Source organism: Nocardioides sp. R-C-SC26 (assembly GCF_021246465.1).
GTDB lineage: Bacteria > Actinomycetota > Actinomycetes > Propionibacteriales > Nocardioidaceae > Nocardioides.
Window position 1 is genome coordinate 91027 of record NZ_JAHRHK010000008.1, and the last position, 19610, is coordinate 110636.

22 protein-coding genes are annotated in these 19610 nt (G+C 71.5%); 14 read left to right on the top strand and 8 right to left on the bottom strand.

Annotated features, from left to right (window positions below; all coding sequences use genetic code 11):
* The first annotated feature begins 56 nt into the window (after positions 1–56).
* Positions 57–572 carry a 2-C-methyl-D-erythritol 2,4-cyclodiphosphate synthase gene (gene ispF / locus KSO97_RS09410; RefSeq protein WP_232678333.1) on the top strand — a complete coding sequence of 172 codons (516 nt, stop codon included), beginning with the start codon at positions 57–59 and terminating at the stop codon, positions 570–572.
* A 72-nt stretch (positions 573–644) separates the two neighbouring features.
* On the opposite strand, the gene nirD is transcribed toward ispF, so the two are convergent.
* Positions 645–1007 (bottom strand): nitrite reductase small subunit NirD, encoded by a 363-nt coding sequence (gene nirD / locus KSO97_RS09415; RefSeq protein WP_232678223.1) that lies wholly within the window; start codon positions 1005–1007, stop codon positions 645–647.
* Between the two features lie 120 nt (positions 1008–1127).
* Here nirD and KSO97_RS09420 point away from each other — a divergent pair, with 120 nt between their 5' ends.
* The gene (locus tag KSO97_RS09420; RefSeq protein ID WP_232678225.1) at positions 1128–1832 is read left to right on the top strand and encodes a 2-C-methyl-D-erythritol 4-phosphate cytidylyltransferase; all 705 of its coding nucleotides are present in this window, start codon (positions 1128–1130) and stop codon (positions 1830–1832) included.
* A gap of 30 nt (positions 1833–1862) precedes the next feature.
* Here the strand turns inward: KSO97_RS09420 and KSO97_RS09425 are convergent, their stop codons facing one another.
* Both KSO97_RS09425 and KSO97_RS09430 read right to left on the bottom strand, forming a co-directional pair.
* Positions 1863–2525, bottom strand: a complete 663-nt coding sequence (locus KSO97_RS09425) for a 2-C-methyl-D-erythritol 4-phosphate cytidylyltransferase (RefSeq protein WP_232678227.1) — start codon at positions 2523–2525, stop codon at positions 1863–1865.
* A gap of 83 nt (positions 2526–2608) precedes the next feature.
* Entirely contained in the window at positions 2609–3094 is a 486-nt protein-coding gene (locus KSO97_RS09430; protein WP_232678229.1) for a CarD family transcriptional regulator, read from the bottom strand.
* A 200-nt stretch (positions 3095–3294) separates the two neighbouring features.
* Here KSO97_RS09430 and KSO97_RS09435 point away from each other — a divergent pair, with 200 nt between their 5' ends.
* The 3 genes from KSO97_RS09435 (at position 3295) to KSO97_RS09445 (ending at position 5755) form a co-directional block, all read left to right on the top strand.
* Positions 3295–4134: a UbiA family prenyltransferase gene (locus KSO97_RS09435; protein WP_232678230.1), complete on the top strand. Its 840-nt coding sequence runs from the start codon at positions 3295–3297 to the stop codon at positions 4132–4134.
* A gap of 139 nt (positions 4135–4273) precedes the next feature.
* Entirely contained in the window at positions 4274–4915 is a 642-nt protein-coding gene (locus tag KSO97_RS09440) for a hypothetical protein (RefSeq protein WP_232678231.1), read from the top strand.
* A gap of 96 nt (positions 4916–5011) precedes the next feature.
* Entirely contained in the window at positions 5012–5755 is a 744-nt protein-coding gene (locus KSO97_RS09445; RefSeq protein ID WP_232678232.1) for a phosphoglyceromutase, read from the top strand.
* Positions 5756–5854: 99 nt separating this feature from the next.
* Here KSO97_RS09445 and phoU read toward each other — a convergent pair whose 3' ends face one another.
* Positions 5855–6508: a phosphate signaling complex protein PhoU gene (gene phoU, locus KSO97_RS09450; RefSeq protein ID WP_232678233.1), complete on the bottom strand. Its 654-nt coding sequence runs from the start codon at positions 6506–6508 to the stop codon at positions 5855–5857.
* Between the two features lie 121 nt (positions 6509–6629).
* Between phoU and KSO97_RS09455 the strand changes: the two genes are divergently transcribed.
* Together KSO97_RS09455 and KSO97_RS09460 are read left to right on the top strand one after the other, a co-directional pair.
* The gene (locus KSO97_RS09455) at positions 6630–7829 is read left to right on the top strand and encodes a cell wall metabolism sensor histidine kinase WalK (RefSeq protein WP_232678234.1); all 1200 of its coding nucleotides are present in this window, start codon (positions 6630–6632) and stop codon (positions 7827–7829) included.
* Positions 7826–8503 (top strand): response regulator transcription factor, encoded by a 678-nt coding sequence (locus tag KSO97_RS09460; RefSeq protein WP_232678235.1) that lies wholly within the window; start codon positions 7826–7828, stop codon positions 8501–8503. Before KSO97_RS09455 ends, KSO97_RS09460 begins: the two co-directional genes overlap by 4 nt.
* Positions 8504–8693: 190 nt before the next feature.
* On the opposite strand, the gene KSO97_RS09465 is transcribed toward KSO97_RS09460, so the two are convergent.
* From KSO97_RS09465 to KSO97_RS09475, 3 genes are read right to left on the bottom strand one after another with little or no spacing between them, the layout of a single operon-like run.
* Positions 8694–9683, bottom strand: a complete 990-nt coding sequence (locus tag KSO97_RS09465) for a folate-binding protein YgfZ (RefSeq protein WP_232678236.1) — start codon at positions 9681–9683, stop codon at positions 8694–8696.
* Positions 9676–10146: a Fur family transcriptional regulator gene (locus tag KSO97_RS09470; protein ID WP_232678237.1), complete on the bottom strand. Its 471-nt coding sequence runs from the start codon at positions 10144–10146 to the stop codon at positions 9676–9678. The genes KSO97_RS09465 and KSO97_RS09470 overlap by 8 nt, the downstream gene beginning before the upstream one ends.
* A gap of 17 nt (positions 10147–10163) precedes the next feature.
* The gene (locus tag KSO97_RS09475; protein WP_232678239.1) at positions 10164–10658 is read right to left on the bottom strand and encodes an FABP family protein; all 495 of its coding nucleotides are present in this window, start codon (positions 10656–10658) and stop codon (positions 10164–10166) included.
* Between the two features lie 93 nt (positions 10659–10751).
* On the opposite strand from KSO97_RS09475, the gene KSO97_RS09480 reads away from it, so the two are divergent.
* The 4 genes from KSO97_RS09480 (at position 10752) to KSO97_RS09495 (ending at position 14604) form a co-directional block, all read left to right on the top strand.
* A complete protein-coding gene (locus KSO97_RS09480) occupies positions 10752–11114 on the top strand; it encodes a DsrE family protein (RefSeq protein WP_232678241.1) in 363 nt (120 codons plus the stop codon).
* Between the two features lie 34 nt (positions 11115–11148).
* A complete protein-coding gene (mshD, locus tag KSO97_RS09485; RefSeq protein ID WP_232678243.1) occupies positions 11149–12039 on the top strand; it encodes a mycothiol synthase in 891 nt (296 codons plus the stop codon).
* Between the two features lie 130 nt (positions 12040–12169).
* Positions 12170–13942 (top strand): hypothetical protein, encoded by a 1773-nt coding sequence (locus KSO97_RS09490; protein WP_232678244.1) that lies wholly within the window; start codon positions 12170–12172, stop codon positions 13940–13942.
* The gene (locus KSO97_RS09495) at positions 13939–14604 is read left to right on the top strand and encodes a hypothetical protein (RefSeq protein ID WP_232678245.1); all 666 of its coding nucleotides are present in this window, start codon (positions 13939–13941) and stop codon (positions 14602–14604) included. The genes KSO97_RS09490 and KSO97_RS09495 overlap by 4 nt, the downstream gene beginning before the upstream one ends.
* Positions 14605–14663: 59 nt before the next feature.
* On the opposite strand, the gene KSO97_RS09500 is transcribed toward KSO97_RS09495, so the two are convergent.
* Positions 14664–15695, bottom strand: a complete 1032-nt coding sequence (locus KSO97_RS09500; protein WP_232678246.1) for an alpha/beta hydrolase — start codon at positions 15693–15695, stop codon at positions 14664–14666.
* A 149-nt stretch (positions 15696–15844) separates the two neighbouring features.
* On the opposite strand from KSO97_RS09500, the gene KSO97_RS09505 reads away from it, so the two are divergent.
* From KSO97_RS09505 to KSO97_RS09515, 3 genes are all read left to right on the top strand, one after another.
* Positions 15845–18001 (top strand): RNA degradosome polyphosphate kinase, encoded by a 2157-nt coding sequence (locus KSO97_RS09505; RefSeq protein WP_232678247.1) that lies wholly within the window; start codon positions 15845–15847, stop codon positions 17999–18001.
* A 264-nt stretch (positions 18002–18265) separates the two neighbouring features.
* Entirely contained in the window at positions 18266–18883 is a 618-nt protein-coding gene (locus KSO97_RS09510) for a DUF47 domain-containing protein (protein WP_232678248.1), read from the top strand.
* A gap of 9 nt (positions 18884–18892) precedes the next feature.
* The coding region (locus KSO97_RS09515; RefSeq protein WP_232678335.1) for an inorganic phosphate transporter at positions 18893–19610 on the top strand (718 nt) is incomplete at its 3' end.

Sequence of the window (19610 nt, forward strand, 5' to 3'; positions counted from 1 at the left end):
CGGCCGTGACGACGTCCGAGCACACCAGCGGCCCCGACGCCTCGGGCGATCCCGCGATGCCGACCCCCGCCCGGCCCGCGCCCAGCGCTCCGGCGCTGCCCCGCGTCGGGCTCGGGGTCGACGTGCACCGCCTCGTGGACGGCGTCCCGATGCATCTGGCCGGGCTGAGCTGGCCCGACGAACCCCAGGGACTCAAGGGGCACTCCGACGCCGACGTCGCGGCGCACGCGTGCTGCGACGCGCTGCTGTCGGCGGCCGATCTCGGCGATCTCGGCTCGAACTTCGGCACCGCCGCTCCCGAATGGGCCGGCGCCTCGGGAGCGACCCTGCTGACCGAGACGGCGCGACGCGTGCGCGCGGCCGGTTTCGAGATCGGCAACGTCTCCGTCCAGGTGATCGGCAACCGCCCGCGGCTGGGTCCGCGTCGGGCCGAGGGCCAGACGGCCCTCTCTGCCGCGATCGGTGCCCCGGTCTCGCTCAGCGCCACGACCACCGACGGTCTCGGCCTGACCGGCCGGGGCGAGGGCGTGGCGGCCATCGCCACCGCGCTCGTGGTCGCCGTCCCGCGTTGACCCGTCTTTACGTGAAGACGGGTCAACGGCCCGACCGGGGTTGACCCGTCTTCAGATAGAGACGGGTCGACGTCAGGCGGCGTCGACCTTGCGGTGCCCGACGTGCACGACGCCGTCGGTGACCCGGACGTCGTAGGCGGGGACCGAGACGTGGGTGTCGTCCAGGCAGCGTCCGCTGCGCAGGTCGAAGGCGTGCCGATGAGCGGGCGAGGCGACGAAGGGCACGCCGGATCTGCGTCCGACGATGCCCCGCGCGATCATCGACGCCCTGGCGAACGGGTCGTGGTTGCCGAGGGCGTAGACGAGCTCGTCCTCCATCCGGAAGATCGCGATCGCCTGGCCGTGGACGAGCGCCGCGACGCCGCGTCCGATCTCGAGGTCGGCGAGCGGACAGACCGGCTGCCACTCCTCCTGGCTCCGAGCGCGGGGGCACATGACTAGCGAACGTAGATGCGGCCTCGGCACGCGCGGGTTACCGCGTGTTACGGCTGTGAAAACGATCCCTTCGGGCCACCGCATCGGTCGTGGGAGCCGGCCCCTTGGAAGGATGACGCCATGACCGTGGCCGCAGTCCTCCTCGCCGCCGGCTCGGGAAGCCGCGTGGGCGCCGGGGTCAACAAGGTCCTGCTCCCGGTGTGCGGAGACGCCGTGGTGACGCACGCGTTGCGCACCGCGCTGGGGATCGCCGAGATCACCCGCATCGTGCTCGTCGTCCGCGACGGCGACCAGCGCGAGGTCGCCGACGCGATCGTGCCGTGGCTCGGCGAACGCGAGGTCGTGCTGGCCATCGGCGGGCAGACGCGGCACGCCTCGGAGACGGCGGCGCTCGCCGCGCTGCGTGACGACATCCTCGGCGGCACGGTCGACGTCGTGGCCATCCACGACGCGGCACGGCCCTTCGCCACGGCGGCGCTGTGGCGCGCGGTCATCGAGGCTGCGCGCACCCACGGCGGCGCCCTTCCGGGCCTGGCCATGCCGGGGCTGATCAGGCGTGATGTCGCCTCCGCGGGGGCCGACGTCGTGGAGCGCGACCTGGTCGGCGTCCAGACCCCGCAGGCGTTCTGGGCTCCCGACCTGCTCGAGGCCTACGATCGCGCCGCGGCGGACGAGTTCTCCGGCACCGACACCGCGGCCTGCCTGGCTCGCTACACCGAGGTCCGCACGCGGGTGATCGACGGCGACGCGCGCAACATCAAGGTGACCTTCGCCGAGGACCTGCCCCTGGCGGACGCGCTGGCCCGCCGCGACGCGCCGGCCTGACCGGGCGCATCCCGAGGCGGTCGGCGCGGGTCAGAGAGTCCGCAGATCGCCCAGCAGCTCGCGCTCGACGTCGTCGGGGCGGGTCGCAGCCTCCACGAGCGCGACGTCGTCGAGGCTGCCCACCCGGCGGGCCGATGCGGGCGCCTCGGCGAGCACGACGTCCTCACCGATCTGGCGCAGCCGCACGACCAGGTCGGCGAGATCGGTGGAGCCGACCCATGACTCCCACCCGCTGCTGAAGGCGTCGCCGGCCGCCGTGCCCGGCGCGAGCAGTCGCGGCGGCACCACCACCGGAGAGCAGGGCATCACCAGGTCGTCCCGGTCGACGTCGCCACCGAGCTCGACCACCACAGCGGACGTCGCACTCGACCGGGTCCGCTTGACCGTGTCGGTGACCGGCCGCACTCCGACCACGACGCGTTCCGCCGACGTCGCGCGCTCGACGCACGACGCGATGAACGCGGGCGGCGTCATCGGGCAGAGGCTGTCCAGGAGCACCACCGCGGCGTCCTCCTCGACGGCGGCCTCGCACAGCTCGCTCCAGGGCACGCTGGCGTCGACGAGCGAGACGCCCGCCTCGCCGGCGGCCCACGCCGTCGCCGCTACGAGTGACTCGCCGTGCACCAATGCGAACGGGAGCGAGCCCCGCTCCTCGACGAGCACGAGTCCCCATGCGGTCACGTCGTCGTCCACGTTCTCGACCCTACCCACGCCGAGACCCGCGGCCGCCCCGGGGGCCCCGCCGGGCCCGTTCGTCGAGACGGGTTGGTCGAGCCTCAGGAGGCGAGCACCTCGTCGAGGATGGCCTCGGCCTTGTCCTCGTTGGTCTGCTCGGCGAGCGCGAGTTCGGAGACGAGGATCTGGCGGGCCTTGGCCAGCATGCGCTTCTCACCGGCCGACAGGCCGCGGTCACGCTCGCGCCGCCAGAGGTCGCGCACGACCTCGGAGACCTTCATGACGTCGCCGCTGTGCAGCTTCTCCAGGTTCGCCTTGTAGCGGCGCGACCAGTTGGTCGGCTCCTCGACGTGCTCGGCGCGGAGGATGCCGAAGACTCGGTCCAGGCCCTCCTTGTCGACGACGTCACGGACACCGACCAGGTCCAGGTTGCACGCCGGAACCCGGACCACCAGGTCCTGCTGGGCGACGATCCTCAGAACGAGGTACTGCCGGTCCTCTCCCTTGATCTGCCGCATCTCGATGTCCTCGATGACCGCGGCCCCGTGATTGGGATAAACGACCGTTTCGCCAACAGTGAAAGTCATAGATTGTGACCCCTTCCTAGGCCCCCATCGTATCACGACTTTCTACGTCACAGAAGACGTTTCCGCAGGTCAGAGGCACAGTGGGCGGCATCCGAGGGGTTGACAGGATGCCCGAGCCGTGCTGCGAGCCACCCCCACCTGGTGCCCGTCGGGGGCGGTGGAGTGCTCGGATCGACGACCGGGTTGGCGATACTGCAGACATGCCCGCCGAACCGACGTCTCACACCCCGGCCGGGTCCGACGTCGTCGCGCGCGGTCTCGACGACGCGGCCGACCAGGCACCAGCCCCGGCCGCCGAACACCCGTCCGGCGGCTCGCCCGTGCAGCGCCGACGTCGGTGGCACACACCCGTCGCCCTCCTCTGGGCCTCCCACCCGCGCCAGGCAGGCGTCATGGCGGCGGCCCTCGCCGTCGCAGCCCTCCTTGCGGGGCGCGGGCTGCGCGAGATCGGGGTCGTGGCCGCCACGGCGCTGGTCGGCCAGGTGCTTCTCGGCTGGCACAACGACGTCGTCGACCGCGAGCGCGACCGCCGACACGGCGTGCCGCGCAAGCCCGCCGCGACCGGCGACGTCGACGCCGAGACGCTGTGGTTCGCGATCATCCTCGGCGCACTGCTGCTCGTGCCGCTCGCGTTCACCACCGGATTCGAGGCCGGCGCCTACTACCTCGGCTATGTGCTCCTCGGCGGCCTGAGCAACCTCGCACTGCGCGAGGGTCGCTTCTCCTGGCTGCTGTGGGCCGCCTCGTTCGCGCTCCTGCCGAGCTACCTGACCTGGGGCGGCTGGGGTGGGGGCGCCGTCGGCGACGCGCCACACGTCGCCATCACCGTGCTCGCCGGGCTGCTCGGTATCGGCGTGCACATCGGTCGCTCGGTGTGGGGTCTGGCCGAGGACGACGAGGAGGACTGGTCGACGTATCCGCTGCGGATCGGACGGCGTCACGGGGCGAACCGCGTGCTCGGCCTGGCGGCCGGATGGATCGGGCTCAGCACCACCGCGATCGCCGTCGTCGCCGGCACCGTGGGCCTACGCGCGGGCTGACCAGGCCCGCCCGCGCCCCCACCACGCCCGCCTCGGCGTCCGAGCCGGCATGGGACCAGGTGCCGGGCAGCCGGGATCGACCACTAGGCTGAGCCCGCCCGAGACCTGCCCAGCTCTTGATCCAGTGAGGCCTCCGACGATGGTTCACCGCCCCCGCGCCCGCGCCGCTGCCACCACGGCGGCGTTGATGCTCGCTGCCGCCGCCCTCAGCTCCTGCGGCTTCGACTACGCCACCGACCGCGTGAACACCATCAGCGCCGGCGTCAACAACCGCGACGGACTCGTCGACGTGCTCGGTGCCGTGGTGATCGCCGGCGAGGACAACCGCGGCGTCTTCGCGGCCACCCTCGTCAACCAGGTCGTGCCGGAGGTCACCGAGCCGACGCCCGCACCCCAGGTGCTCACCAACTTCGAGGGTGGCACCAAGGGCGGCCTGACCGTCATCGCACCCGACACCCCCGTCGAGCCGATCGCGGTCGCCCCCGACAGCGCCGTCAACCTGTTCGCCACGGGCGGCATCCCGGTCGAGGGCACCTTCGCCGCGGGCGACTTCGTCGATGTCGTGCTGACGTTCTCCGACGGTCAGCGCACCGAGATGAGCGTGCAGGTCGTCACCCCGTGCCACCAGTACTCGCCGGACAAGTTGACGGCGATCACGCTGCCGGCGGACGACGTCGAGCAGGGAGAGGGCGGGATCACCCTCGAGGAGGACGCCGACGAGTCGACCGACCCGTACTCGTGCACCCCGATCCCCGGCGAGCACAACGAGGAAGAGCACTGAGCCGGCCCGTCCGGTCACCTCACTCCCCCGATCAGCGGTCGATCGCCCGCCGATCACGCCGCGTCGACAGCTCCGACTAGCAGAGGCGAAACCGCGATGTCCTACACCCTGGTCCTGCTCCGCCACGGCGAGAGCGAGTGGAACGCCAAGAACCTCTTCACCGGTTGGGTCGATGTCAACCTGACCGACAAGGGCCGTGCCGAGGCCGCGAGCGGGGGGCGCCAGCTGGTCGAGGCAGGCGTGCTTCCCGACGTCGTGCACACCTCGCTGCAGCGCCGTGCGATCAACACCGCGGCGCTCGCCCTGGACGCGGCCGACCGGCACTGGATCCCGGTCCGCCGCTCCTGGCGTCTCAACGAGCGCCACTACGGCGCACTGCAGGGCAAGGACAAGAAGCAGGTCCGCGACGAGTTCGGCGAGGAGCAGTTCATGCTGTGGCGCCGCTCCTTCGACGTCCCGCCGCCGCCGCTCTCCGACGACGACCCCTACTCCCAGGCCGGGCTCCCGCAGTACGACGGCCTCGGCGACGACCTGCCGCGCACCGAGTGCCTCAAGGACGTCATCGCACGCCTGCTGCCCTACTGGGAGAGCGCGATCATCCCGGACCTCCAGGCCGGCAACACGGTGCTCGTCGCAGCCCACGGCAACAGCCTGCGCGGGATCGTCAAGCACCTCGACGGCATCAGCGACGAGGACATCGCCGGGCTCAACATCCCCACCGGGATGCCGCTGGTCTACGAGCTCGACGACGGCTTTGCACCGGTGACGCCGGGCGGTCGCTATCTCGACCCGGAGGCCGCCGCGGCCGCTGCCGCCGCCGTCGCGTCGCAGGGCCACTGAGCCTCGATCCGCCTCTGCCCCGCGACACACGCAGAGAGGCCGGCCCCCGCTCGGGGGTCGGCCTCTCTGCGTGTCGGGCGCGTGAGGCTGGAGCGCTGGTCAGGCGACGCTGGCGGGGTTCTCGCCCGTGACCACGAAGACCACCCGGTTCGCGACCGAGACGGCGTGGTCGGCGATGCGCTCGTAGTAACGGCCGAGCAGCGCGATGTCGACGGCCGCCTCGACGCCGTGATCCCACCCCGGAGCCAGCAGCTCGGCGAAGCTGGTGCGACGCAGCTGGTCCATCTCCTCGTCGTCGCGCCCCAGCGCGATGGCGGACTCGACGTCGCGCGAGGTGATGATCGAGGCCACGCGCTTGACCATGTCCTCGGCGACCTCCGCCATCCGCGCCATCGTCGGACGCACCTGCTCGGGCACGGCGATCTCGGGGACGCGCAGACGGGCGATCTTGGCCACGTGCACGGAGAGGTCGCCCATCCGTTCGAGCTCGCTGACCATCCGCAGGGCGGCGACGATGGTGCGGAGATCCCCGGCCACCGGCTGCTGCAGCGACAGCAGCTCGAAGGCGGAGTCCTCGACCTGCTCGCGCTCCCGGTCGATCTCGAGGTCGCCGCTGATCACCTGCTCGGCGAGGGCGACGTCACCGGTCATCAGGGCCTGGGAGGCGAGGCCGACGGCGACCTCGACCTTGCGGCAGATGCCGGCAAGGTCGGCGAAGACGGCATCGAGCTGCTCATGGAACTGATCGCGCATGTCCCCGAGCGTAGGCCGCGCCGGTGTCCAGACGGCGGCACCAGATGAACCTGGGATGAACAGACGATGCTCACACCCGCTGAAAGCGAAGCGGGGGCGACTCCAGCCTTACGATCCGGGGGTGGATCCGACCACGCAGGCGTTCGTCGCCGCGATCATCGGCGCCGGCGTGGCCGGGGGTGCCGTGCTCGCGTGGGCACTCAGCGACCGGCAGCAGCACCACCCGCCTGCGGTGGACGAGCCGGCGGTTCCGGCACCCGTGGCGGCGGTGCTGTCGGTCCTGCGCAGCAGTGCGGTCGTCGTCGACGACTCCGATGTCGTGCTCAAAGCATCCGCGCCTGCCTACGCGATGGGGCTGGTGCGCGGCACCTCGCTGGTGTCCGACCAGCTCGCCGCTCTGGTGTCGGAGGTGCGCCGCGACGGGCAGATCCGCGAGACCGAGCTGGTGATGACGCGTCGGCTCGGTCCCTCGCGCCACGTGAGCGTGCGCGTGGCGCCGTTGGGGTCCCGGCTCGTCCTCGCCCTCGCCGAGGACCGCACCCGCGAGCGCCGTCTGGAGTCGATCCGGCGCGACTTCGTCGCCAACGTCAGCCACGAGCTGAAGACCCCGGTCGGAGCGATCCGACTGCTCGCCGACGCCGTCCACGACGCGGCCGACGACCCCGAGGCGGTCAAGCGGTTCAGCGAGCGGATGGTCACCGAGAGCGAGCGACTCACCCGGCTGGTGCAGCAGGTCATCGAGCTCTCCCGGCTGCAGGGAGACCAGCCGCTCGACTCGCCGTTGCGGATCCAGGTCGACGATCTGGTCAAGATCGCCATCGACACCAGTGCCATCGACGCGGCCGCGAAGGGCATCTCCGTGGTCTCCGGCGGCGTCGGCAGCCTGCAGATCCTCGGCAACGAGGAACAGGTCACCACCGCCGTCGCGAACCTGGTGGCCAACGCCGTGCACTACTCCGACCCCGATTCCACCGTCCTCGTCTCCACCAAGGCCGACGACGGCGTCGTGGAGATCAGCGTCGTGGACCAGGGCATCGGCATCCCCTCCGACGAGATCGACCGGATCTTCGAGCGGTTCTACCGCGTCGACCCGGCCCGTCATCGCTCCACCGGTGGCACCGGCCTGGGCCTCTCGATCGTCAAGCACGTCGCCGCCACCCACGGCGGTGAGGTGCGAGTCTGGTCCGTGGAGGGCCAGGGATCGACGTTCACCCTCGCGCTCCCCCAGGCCCCTGTCGGCCACGACGAGAGCGACCTCGCGGGCGCGCCCGCACCCCGTCCAGCAGTTCCCAGCCCCGCACCCCAGGAGAAGAGCTCGTGACACGCGTACTGGTCGTCGAGGACGAAGAGAGCTATAGCGATGCGCTCGCCTACATGCTCCGCAAGGAAGGCTTCGAGGTGGCCATCGCCGCCGACGGCAACACGGCCCTGACGGAGTTCGACCGCAACGGTGCCGACATCGTGCTGCTCGACCTGATGCTCCCCGGCGTCCCGGGCACCGAGGTCTGCCGCACCATCCGCCAGACCTCCAACGTGCCGGTGATCATGGTGAGCGCCAAGGACGACGAGGTCGACAAGGTCGTCGGACTCGAGCTCGGCGCCGACGACTACGTCACCAAGCCGTACTCGCCGCGTGAGCTGGTCGCCCGCATCCGCGCCGTCCTGCGCCGCGGCCAGGACCCCGACCTGATGCCCGACACCCTCGAGGCCGGGCCGGTCCGCATGGACGTCGAGCGCCACGTCGTCACCGTCGACGGCAACGAACAGCGCCTGCCGCTCAAGGAGTTCGAGCTCCTCGAGATGTTCCTGCGCAATCCGGGTCGTGTGCTGACCCGGGGCCAGCTCATCGACCGGGTCTGGGGATCGGACTACGTCGGCGACACCAAGACGCTCGACGTGCACGTCAAGCGCCTGCGCGCCAAGCTCGAGCCGAACCCGAGCGAGCCGACCTACCTGGTGACCGTGCGCGGGCTGGGCTACAAGCTCGACCTCTGATCGCGACGATCGAGGTGCCCGAGCGCCCGCCCCACACGGGTGGTTGAGGCGGCCGTTTCCCGAGGAACGAGGGACGGCGTCTCGCAGCCCCCGCACGGTCGGACCACGCCGCACCACACCAGGTCTCATGACGGTCGCAGCGCGACCTCCTCGGCCAGCGACAGGGCGACTCCTCGGAGTCCCGCGAGTCCTACTTGAGGATCGGCCGCACGTGCAGGCCGACCTCGGGGTCGACGACGACCTCCTGCGCGGCGGGCATGCCGTCGATCGTCAGCGGCACCTCGACCGGGACGTTCCGCTTGATCAGGGCGAGCGCGATCGGGCCGAGCTCGTGGTGCCGGGCGGCTGAGCCGACGACCCCGACCACCTTCTCCCCCGCGCGGACCTCGGCTCCGGCAGCAGGAAGCCGGTTCTCCGAGCCGTCCAGGTGCAGCAGCGTGAGGCGGCGCGGTGGCCGGCCCAGGGTGTGCACCCGTGCCACGGTCTCCTGGCCGCGGTAGCAGCCCTTGTCCAGGTGCACCGCCGGGCCGATCAACCCCGCCTCGTTGGGGATCGTGCGGTGATCGGTGTCGACGCCGACCCGCGCCTCACCGCGCGCGATCCGCAGCGCCTCGTAGGCCCAGAGTCCCGCGGGCGAGCCGACGGCGTCGGCGTAGGCGGTCAGCTGGTCGCGTGGCACCAGCCGGTGTCCGGTGCCAGGTCGCCAGGTCAGGGCCAGCTCGTCGCTCACGTCGGTGATCTCGACCTGCATCAGGAACCGCATCCGCTCGAGGAAGGCGATCAGATCGGTCGCCCGGCCCGGTTCGGTCCAGGCGGTGAGCGCCTCGCCGTCGTCGGTACCACGGAACTCGTGCTCGATGTGGCCCTGGGGGCTGAGGATGAGGGCCTGGGTCTCGACGCCGGGAGCGAGATCGAGCAGGTGCTGGGTGGTCAGCGAATGCAGCCAGGTCAGCCGATCCGGCCCGCTGATGCGGACGACGTCGTGGTGGGAGAGGTCGACGAAGCCCTCACCCTCGGAGAGTCGGCGCTGCTCGACGTTGAACGACCCGTAGTGCGCGGCGACCGCCGCGTCGACGCCGTCGCCGGCGACCGCGCCAGGCAGGCTGAGCAGAGGGGATCTGCGCAGCGACCCCTGCTCCGAGGTCGTGCCCGACACGCCGGGGCTGCCGATGTCAGTCATGGGTGTGCTCCTCATGGTCGGACGGACAGGTGGTGCACCAGCCGAAGACGGTCAGGTGTCCGACGTCCATCTCGAAGCCTTCCTGTTCGTGGAGCGCTCGCTGCAACGGCGCGACCGTCTCCGGGGCAACGGACTGGGTGCGTCCGCAATTCCGGCAGACCAGGTGGAAGTGCGGATCGCCGGTGACGGCGTGGTAGGTCGGTGCGCGATCGGCGAGGTGGGCGTGCCGCACCAGGCCGAGGTCCTCGAGCACCTCCAGCGTGCGGTAGACCGTGGAGAGGTTGATCGCCTCCGAGGTCTCCCGCACCCGCGCGTGCACCTGGTCGGGGGTGGCGTGGCGCAGCTGCTCGACCGCACCGAGGATGAGCTCGCGTTGGGGAGTCAGGCGCAACCCCCGCGCGCGCAGCTGGGCCCGCCAGTCGTCGAGCCCGCCGTCGGCGACGTCGGTGTCCGGTGCGTTCATCGCGACCTCCTCGACGCTCAGCTCTGGCGCTGCAGCCGTGCCCACAGGTGCGGCTGCAGCTGCTGGCCCATCGCCTCCATGTCGTAGGCGTAGAGCAGGTCGCCCTCGACGTTTCCGTAGATCCGGTGGCCCGCCGTCACCTCCTTCGCGGTCTCGGTGAACCCGACACCTGCGGTGCGCAGCTCGACCTTGCCGTCCCCGGCGAGTCCGTACCAGATCTCGGAGAAGCCGGTGTTGTGCGCGAGCACCAGCTCGAGATTGCCGTCCTCGAGGCAGCGCAGGAATCCGGTCTCCTGGGCTGCCTGACGCACGACCTCGCCGTCCTCGTCCAGCAGCCAGGACCGCGCGAAGTAGTGCAGGAAGGGCCGGCCGTCCTGCTGGAAGACGACCTCCTGGCCATAGGTGAACGGCTCGATCGTCGGGTAGTCGCCGCGACCTGTCCCGCCCCAGGTGCCGAGCAGCCAGGCGACGGGGCCGCAGTTCGGATGGAGGTTCTCGGGGATGTGGAACACGCCCCGAGCCTACGAGATCCGGACTCGTCGTCGACGTCGTGTGCGGCGGCCGGTGCTGGTCACGGTGGGCACGCCCGACCGTAGGGTGACTCCGTGACCAGGACCCTGGCGATCAAACTGACCTGCGGGGCCGAGGCCGCCGAGCGCGCCAATCAGGCGCTGACCGTCGCCGCGGCCGGGATCGCTGCCGGGGCACAGGTCTCGCTGTGGCTGACGGGCGAGGCGGTGTGGTTCGCCGTGCGGGATCGCGTGCCGGATCTCCGGCTGCCTCATGCCGCGCCCGCCAGCGACCTGATCCGCAGCGTGCTCGACGGCGGCGACGTGCGCGTCTGCTCCCAGTGCGCCGCCCGGCGCGACCTCACTGACGCCGACCTGCTGGCGCCCGCCCACATCGCCGGCGCTGTCGCCTTCACCGAGCTGGTGCTCCGCGACGGCGTCCAGGCCCTGGTCTACTGACACCGCGCCCAGACGAGGGACGAGCACTGTCGCGATGACCACCCCAGACCACACCCTCGACGCCGTCGAGCGCGTCCGACGAGCCTGCCTCGACGGCGACGGCGTCGATCCGTTCGACGAGGCCGCGGCCCTGCACCTCAAGCACCATGGGCTGGCACGCACTCGCGCCTGGACCGAACCGGACGGGTTCGCGCTCGTCATCGCCGGAGAGCTCGTGCTCGCCGTCGCCCCCACGGCCCGACGCGAGGGGCTCGGCGCGGACCTCGCCACTGCCGCCGCGCCCTTCGCCGACCGTGCCTGGTCCCACGGCGGGCATCCGGGCGCCGCTCGTCTGGCCGCGCAGCACGGTTGGACCCGCACCCGCGATCTCTGGGTGATGCGCCGTCCGATCGCGCCCGAGACCGGCGCCCCCGGGTCGGCACCGGCGGGGATCACGATCCGTGGCTACCGCGAGAGCGACCGCGACGCTCTGCTGACCGTCAACGCCGGTGCGTTCTCCCACCACCCCGAGCAGGGCTCGATGGATGCCCGGGACCTCGCGGACCGCATGGCCGAACCCTGGTTCGATCCCGCCGGGCTCCTCGTGGCCATCGACACCGGCGCCGGGCCCGATGCCGGGGCGGCGTCGCGACGCACCGACGACGGCGTCATGCTCGCCTTCCACTGGACCAAGCGTCACAGCACCGACGTCGGCGAGGTCTACGTCGTCGCGGTGGATCCGGCCGAGCACGGCCGCGGGCTCGGCACGCTGATGACCGCAGCGGGTCTCGAGCACCTCGCCGCCGGGGGGACCCGGGACGTGCTGCTCTACGTGGAGTCCGACAACGTCGCCGCGGTGCGCGTCTACCGCGACAAGCTCGGCTTCACCCACGCTCCCCGGGACACCCACGTCCAGTACACGGCCCCTGCGGCGGCTCTCGCCTGATCATGACGCCGGGGCCCACGACGCCTCCGGCCCACCCGGCTCGTGCCCGGCGGCGGTCGCTCGATCCTCGACGACGGGCGCGGGGGCGCGGGCCGAGCCGGGCCCGGCCGCAGTCGGTACGATCCCGCGCATGAGCTCCGAGCCGGACGTCGAGCCGCGCGACGCCACCGCGTCGCCCGCCACGCCGTCATCGACCTCCGAGGACGACGCTCCGACCGGTCCCGACGCGCCCGACGCACCCGAGGCGTCACCGACGCCGTCGGCGCAGATGGTCGCGGAGGCCGTCGCGCGGGCCGACGCCGACCCGGTCGAGGACATCATCGCCCGGGTGGCCGCCTACACCGGTCAGGGCGTGGGGGTCCCGGAGGAGCCCTCCGCGGGCGACGACGCCATCTCCGCGACCGACGAGGAGGCCCGGGAGTCGGACGATGCCGTGAGCCCGACCGCTGACGAGCCGGACGCGACGTCGGAGACGGACGCGGTGGTAGCCGAGGCGGCGCCGGAGAACCCCGGCCCGAGCGAGACGAACGCGTCGTCGTTGGCCGCCCGAGCCGCCGATGACCTCGACCGCGCGGCAGCCGCCGCACGCGAGCAGCACGACGCCCTGCGTCGCGCCAACCGCGCGGTCGCCGCGGCCGAGGCGCGCGCCGTGGTCGCCGACACCGTCGCCGCCGAGCAGGCCGAAGCCGCCCGGACCGCCGAGCTGGCGCGCGAGGAGGCCGCGCGGGAGGCCGAGGAGCAGCGCCGTCGCGCCGAGGAGGCCGAAGCAGCACGGAGCGCCGCCGACGAGGCCGAACGCCGTCAGCGCGAGCTCGCTCTCGAAGCCGAGGCCACCGCCGCCGAAGCGGCTCAGCAGGCCGAGGATGCGCGCGCCGCGACCGAAGCCGCGTTGACCACGGTGACCGAGCTGCAGGCCCGGATCGCCGAGCTGGAGGAGGTCGCCGCCGAGCTCGCCCGGTCCCGCGACGACGCCCAGCACGAGGCCTCGGTCCTTGGACAGCAGCTCGCGGAGATCGCGGCCGCAGCCACACGCCACACCCCCGCCTTCCGCGAGAACGGCGCGACGACGGCGCCGCTCGCCGATCCCGCACCCACCTCCGGAGCCGCTCCGGCCGGCGACGGCACTGCGACGACACCGGGCGACGACGAGAAGGCGCCCGACACCGAGCCGGTCGTGATGGAGACCCCGGAGAGCGACGAGGAGCCGGAGAGCGACCCCGACGCCCAGATGGAGATCTTCGCCGAGCACGAGCCCCTCGACCTCGACCCCGAGCCGGACGACGTCGCGTTGGACGACGTCGCGCCGGACGCCGAGAACGGCGCGAACGCCGAGGACGCCGAGGACGCCGACCCGGCCGAGGACAGCGAGCTGGCCGCCGTCAGGTCGGGTAGCAACTCGACTGAGACTGCCCGTCCCCCCGCCAACGAACCGGTGCTGCGCGTCGAGCGCGCGCTGGCCGACGCTGCCCGCGCCGAGAACGCGACGTATGAGTCCGTGCGGCGCGGGTGGCCCGGCATCGTGGCCGCCGCGATCTCGGTCCTCTGCGCGGTCGGGATGATCGCGCTCGCGATCACCGGCACCCTGAAGGACGCCGCGGCCGGGGCCGTGGCGTTGGCGGTCCTCGCCCTGCTCGCGGCGCTCTTCGCGTTCCGACGCATCGGCGCGGCCGGCGCGGTCGCGATCACCGCCGACGGCAGGCTGCTGGTGATCCAGCACGACAGCGAGCACCGCTTCGACCTCGATGACCCGCAGCTCCAGGTCGAGATGGCCGGCCAGCCCGGCGATCGCGACTGGGAGGTACGGGTGCTGCGCCGAGGCCGGGAGCCGTTGACCATCGCCGCCCGGCTCGTCGACCCGCACGAGTTCACGCGCGCACTGCGCCACTGGGTCCCGTCTCTGTGACCGACCCGGTGATCGATCCCGCGACCGGCCCCGGGCCGGACGACGCCACGACGGTGGCGGCGCTGCGGGCCGAGCGCGACAGCCTGACCGCGCGACTGCTCGAAGCCGAGGCCATCGCCGAGCAGCTCGCCGACGAGCTCGCCGCCGCCCGGATCGAGCTCGCCGAGTCGACGGCTCGGCCGGCCCGCGACGCCGCCGACACGACCCTGGGCCTCTTCGCCACCAGCTCCGGTGGCGGCGCGGCCCGGGCGGCGCAGACCCGGGACGCCCGGGAAGCACTCACCCAGACCCTGACCGTCGCAGCCGTCGGGTGCGCCGGGCTCGGACTGCTGCTGGCCGCGGTCGACGGTCTGTTCTCCGCGCTGCCGCTGCTCCTCCTGGTCGGCGGCGGCGCCCTGGGCATCGCGGCGTACGCGCGACGGGAGATCCCCGTCGAGGTCACGATCACCGACGGCTTCCTCACCGTGACGCAGGGCGACCAGACGCGCCGGCTCGATCTGCGCAACCAGTCGATGCGGATCGCCGTCACCGGCCGCCCGGGTGACCCCGACTGGCAGGTCCGCTTCGAGCGTGGCGTGCTCGACCCGATCGAGGTGGACGCCTCCGTGGTCGACCCCGAACAGTTCATGACGCAGCTGCGTCAGCACCGCTCGGACGTCTGAACCCACCCGGCCGGTGGTGGAGGAGCGAGGCGCCTATCCGACCGCCGGGGTCGGTCGACTCAGCCGCCGTGCTTGCGCAGGCCCGTACGGAGGGCGTCGGCGATCTCTCCGACGGCGGCAGGCGAGCGCCGTCCGACGCCGACGATGTTGAAGAACCCGTGGATCTGGTCGGAGTAGCGACGCAGCTCCACCGTCACCCCTGCCTCGCTCAGGCGGCGGGCGTAGGCCTCACCCTCGTCGCGCAGCGGGTCGAAGCCGGCCGTGGCGACGTAGGCCGGCGCCAGCCCCTCGGGCAGATCGGCCACCAGCACCGAGATCCGGGGGTCTTCGGCCGGAGCGCGGTACGAGGCGTCGGCCAGGCCGATGAAGCCGGTGGTGAGGTAGAGACCCTCCCCGAACAGTTCGCGACTACGCGTGCCACCGCCGACGTCGGTGATCGGGTAGACCAGCAGCTGGAAGTCCAACGGGAGCCCGGCGCGCGCCGCGTGGATGGCGACGTGGGCGGCGAGGTTGCCCCCTGCGGAGTCGCCGCCGACGGCGAACCGATCGGCACCCAGCGCGGCGGCGTTCTCGACCGCCCACTCGTAGGCCGCGACGACATCGTCATGGGCCGCAGGGAAGGGATGCTCGGGCGCCAGGCGGTAGTCGATGGCCATCACCCGCACCTGGCCGCGCTCGGCGAGCACGCGGCACGGCGCATCGTGGGAGTCCAGCCCCCCGTACATGAAGCCGCCTCCGTGGAAGAAGACCAGCAGCGGTGCCGTCTCGTCGTCGCGCCCACGCAGACTCGACGGCGTGTAGAGGCGGGCCGGCAGCCCGGCAGCCTCGAGATCGCGAACGGCGCCGATGGGCTGGCGGCCCCCCGTCATCGCGGCCTGTCGGTCGATGAGGTCGCGCGCGGCCGGGAACGCGAGGCTCTCCGCTCCGGGCATCCGCGAGACGCGCTGCAAGCGCAGCATCAACTGCGTCTCGGGCGCCAGCGTCTGCCCGTCCAGCACCAACGGACGTCCGGCGATCCTGGCCTGGACGCGCTCGGGCAGGGCCAGGGCTGCCGCGAGGGTACGAGCTTCGATCCGGTGCACGAGAGTCACGTACCGAACGGTAACCAGCGCCACCCGACGCGTGCCACGACGTCCACGCCACCGAGGTCGGCCCCCGCTCGGCGCTGCGTCCCGAACGGCTGTAGGAGGGCCCTCGTCGTGGACACCGGCCGTTCACCCGGCGGTGCCACACTCGCAGCATGAGCGTGGAGATCGTGCCCGACCACGACGAGTCTGCCGGTGCCACGCCGGACGACGCCTACGACGTCGAGGCGCCCTACGAGCCCGATGCCGAACTCGTCGCCTCCGTGGAGGCCTTCGACGACAGGTTCCTGGACCGCGAACTCTCCTGGCTCCGGTTCAACCAGCGCGTCCTCGAGCTCGCCGAGGACGAGTCGCTGCCGTTGTTGGAGCGAGCACGGTTCCTGGCGATCTTCACCAGCAACCTCGACGAGTTCTTCATGGTGAGGGTGGCCGGCCTCAAGCGACGGATTGCCACCGGCCTCGCGGTGCGCGCGGCGTCCGGCCTGATGCCGCGTGAGGTGCTCGAGCAGATCTGGCACGTCACCGGCGAGCTGAGCCAGCGTCAGGCTGCGCTCTTCCGCGACCAGATCGTGCCGGCGCTGGTCTCCGAGGGCATCGAGCTGGTGCGGTGGGACGACCTCGACGCCGAGGAGCAGCGCACCTGCAAGCGACTGTTCAAGGAGCGGGTGCTGCCCGTCCTGACGCCGTTGGCCGTCGACCCGGCCCACCCCTTCCCCTACATCTCGGGCCTCTCGCTCAACCTCGCCGTCGTGCTGCGCGACCCCAAGAACGACAAGGAGCGCTTCGCGCGCGTCAAGGTCCCCCCGATCTTCGACCGGTTCGTCCCGCTCGGCGGGTCCCGCTTCGTGCCGCTCGAGGACGTCATCGCAGCGCACCTGAAGAAGCTCTTCCCGGGCATGAAGATCGTCGAGGCGCACACGTTCCGGGTCACCCGCAACGAGGACCTCGAGGTCGAGGAGGACGACGCGGAGAACCTCCTCGCCGCACTCGAGAAGGAGCTGCTGCGCCGTCGCTTCGGCCCTCCCGTGCGTCTGGAGGTCGAGGAGTCGATCTCCGATGCCGTGCTCGACCTGTTGGTCTCCGAGCTCGGCATCGCCCCGGAGGAGGTCTTCCGACTGACCGGCCCTCTCGACCTGCGCGGCCTGCACTCGATCGCCGACCTCAGCCGTGAGGAGCTGAAGTATCCGGCGTTCGTGCCGACCACGCACTCGCTGCTGGCCGAGGTCGAATCAGCCGCACCGGTCGACGTCTTCAAGGCCGCGCGACGGCGCAACGTGCTGCTGCACCACCCCTACGACTCCTTCGCCACGTCGGTGCAGCGGTTCATCGAACAGGCCGCTGCCGACCCACACGTGCTCGCGATCAAGCAGACCCTCTACCGCACCTCGGGCGACTCGCCCATCATCGACGCCCTCATCGACGCTGCCGAGGCCGGCAAGCAGGTGCTGGTGATCGTGGAGATCAAGGCCCGATTCGACGAGCACGCCAACATCCGCTGGGCCCGCAAGCTCGAGCAGGCCGGTTGTCACGTCGTCTACGGCCTGGTCGGGCTCAAGACCCACTGCAAGCTCGCGCTCGTGGTGCGCGACGAGGGCGAGCAGCACGGCGGCATCCGCCGCTACACCCACATCGGAACCGGCAACTACAACCCGAAGACCTCGCGGATGTATGAGGACCTCGGCCTCATCACGACCGACGAGGCCATCGGCGAGGACGTCGCGCAGCTCTTCAACCACCTCTCCGGTTGGTCGCGCAATGCCGAGTACGCCCAGCTCCTCGTCGCCCCCGACTCGGTGCGCTCGGGCCTGCTGGCCCAGATCTACGCCGAGATCGAGAACCACCGTGCCGGCCGGCCTGCGGGGATCCACCTCAAGGCCAACAGCCTGGTCGACGAGGCGGTCATCGACGCGCTCTACCTGGCCTCACAGGCGGGCGTTCCCGTCCGGGTGCTGGTCCGCGGCATCTGTTCCCTGCGCCCCGGTGTCCCGGGGCTCTCGGATAACATCGAGGTGCGTTCGGTCCTGGGACGCTTCCTCGAGCACAGCCGGGTGTTCTGGTTCGAGAACGACGGCGATCCCACCGCCTGGATCGGATCGGCCGACATGATGCACCGCAACCTCGACCGCCGGGTGGAGGTACTGGTCCGCCTGCCCGACGAGCGATCGATCGCCGCGATCCGCGACCTGCTCGACCTTGCCTGGGCACCGACCACGAACGCGTGGACCCTCGGCAGTGACGGCGCGTGGACGCGCAACGATGCAGAGGTGCACCTGCAGGAGGCCCTGATCGAGCGGCAGCGGCGCCGCCGCTGACGACGCCCCGCGACCGACGGGTCAGCGGGTCCGACGGCCCCCCGAGCGAGAAAGCCTGGTGGCCGACGACGTCCGCCCATGCCCGGTGATCGCCCGACCCGGACCGGATCAGGGGCCTAGGAGGGGACGGCAGCGGGTCGGTCGCGCCGCGGAACCGGTGGCCGTGCGAGCGGTGAAAGTGGCCTGACTTGCACATGGACGGCGCGCACCCCCTACCCTGAGGTCGTTTGCCTCTCCCTCATCCGGCCTTCTCCAGGAGTTCACGTGGGACTGCGGTTCCGTCCGGTCGATACGGCGTTCTACGACCTCTTCACCGAGTCAGCCCAGCATCTGATCGTCGGGGCCTCGCTCCTGGCAGAGATGCTCGCCGACAACGCCAACCGTGAAGACGTCGCAACGCGTATGCGCGCCGCCGAGCACGATGCCGACGAAACGACGCACGCGATCATCCGGCGGGTGAACAGCACGTTCGTCACACCCTTCGATCGCGAGGACATCTACTCCCTCGCCTCGGGGCTCGACGACGTCATGGACCTGATGGACGAGGCCGTCGACCTGATCCTGCTCTACGAGGTCACGAGCATGCCGCCGGAGCTCGCACAGCAGGTCGAGGTGCTCCAGCAGTGCGCCGAGCTGACCGCCGCGGCCATGCCGAAGCTCCAGTCGATGCAGTCGCTCGAGGAGTACTGGATCGAGATCAACCGCCTCGAGAACGCCGGCGACCGCAACCACCGCCGCACGCTGGCCAAGCTCTTCTCCGGTGAGTTCAAGACCATCGAGGTGCTCAAGCTCAAGGACGTCGTGGAGTCGCTCGAGGCGGCTGTCGACGCGTTCGAGAAGGTGGCCAACACGGTCGAGCAGATCGCCGTCAAGGAAAGCTGACACGTGTCTCTGACCCTGGCGATCGTGATCGCCGTCGTGGTGATCGCGCTCGTCTTCGACTACACCAACGGCTTCCACGACGCGGCGAACGCGATCGCGACGTCGGTCTCCACCCGCGCACTCACCCCGCGCATCGCGCTGATCCTCGCCGCGGTGATGAACTTCATCGGGGCTCTGCTGGGCCAGGAGGTGGCCAAGACCGTCCAGGACGTGATCTCACCACCCCAGACCGATCACGGGCTGATCATCGTGATGGCGGGCCTGATCGGCGCCATCACCTGGAACCTGATCACCTGGTGGTTCGGGCTGCCGTCCTCGTCCTCCCACGCCCTGATCGGTGGCCTGGTGGGCGCCGCGATCGGCGGCTCGGCATCGGTCGACTGGGACAAGATCGTGCAGAAGGTCCTGATCCCGATGGTGGTCTCGCCGCTCTTCGGGTTCGCCGCCGCCTTCGCGGTGATGCTCTCGTTCATGTGGATCTTCCGTCGCGCGAACCCGCACAAGGCACAGCGCGGCTTCCGGATGATGCAGACGGTCTCCGCCGCGGCGATGGCGCTGGGCCACGGCCTGCAGGACGCTCAGAAGACGATGGGCGTCATCTTCCTGGCGCTGCTCACCGGCGGCTACGCCGCCGAGGGCGACGGGCTCCCGCTGTGGGTCGTCCTGGCCGCGGCAGGCGCGATCTCCGCCGGCACCCTCCCCCGCCGGGGGGGCGCGCAGGGGGGGG

What these genes read in the sequence shown, in the direction of transcription:
- ispF (WP_232678333.1), top strand. Translation starts at nt 57, where the DNA reads ATGCCGACCCCCGCCCGGCCCGCGCCCAGCGCTCCGGCGCTGCCCCGC.
- nirD (WP_232678223.1), bottom strand. Translation starts at nt 1,007, where the DNA reads ATGTGCCCCCGCGCTCGGAGCCAGGAGGAGTGGCAGCCGGTCTGTCCG.
- KSO97_RS09420 (WP_232678225.1), top strand. Translation starts at nt 1,128, where the DNA reads ATGACCGTGGCCGCAGTCCTCCTCGCCGCCGGCTCGGGAAGCCGCGTG.
- KSO97_RS09430 (WP_232678229.1), bottom strand. Translation starts at nt 3,094, where the DNA reads ATGACTTTCACTGTTGGCGAAACGGTCGTTTATCCCAATCACGGGGCC.
- KSO97_RS09435 (WP_232678230.1), top strand. Translation starts at nt 3,295, where the DNA reads ATGCCCGCCGAACCGACGTCTCACACCCCGGCCGGGTCCGACGTCGTC.
- KSO97_RS09440 (WP_232678231.1), top strand. Translation starts at nt 4,274, where the DNA reads ATGGTTCACCGCCCCCGCGCCCGCGCCGCTGCCACCACGGCGGCGTTG.
- KSO97_RS09445 (WP_232678232.1), top strand. Translation starts at nt 5,012, where the DNA reads ATGTCCTACACCCTGGTCCTGCTCCGCCACGGCGAGAGCGAGTGGAAC.
- phoU (WP_232678233.1), bottom strand. Translation starts at nt 6,508, where the DNA reads ATGCGCGATCAGTTCCATGAGCAGCTCGATGCCGTCTTCGCCGACCTT.
- KSO97_RS09465 (WP_232678236.1), bottom strand. Translation starts at nt 9,683, where the DNA reads ATGACTGACATCGGCAGCCCCGGCGTGTCGGGCACGACCTCGGAGCAG.
- KSO97_RS09470 (WP_232678237.1), bottom strand. Translation starts at nt 10,146, where the DNA reads ATGAACGCACCGGACACCGACGTCGCCGACGGCGGGCTCGACGACTGG.
- mshD (WP_232678243.1), top strand. Translation starts at nt 11,149, where the DNA reads ATGACCACCCCAGACCACACCCTCGACGCCGTCGAGCGCGTCCGACGA.
- KSO97_RS09490 (WP_232678244.1), top strand. Translation starts at nt 12,170, where the DNA reads ATGAGCTCCGAGCCGGACGTCGAGCCGCGCGACGCCACCGCGTCGCCC.
- KSO97_RS09505 (WP_232678247.1), top strand. Translation starts at nt 15,845, where the DNA reads ATGAGCGTGGAGATCGTGCCCGACCACGACGAGTCTGCCGGTGCCACG.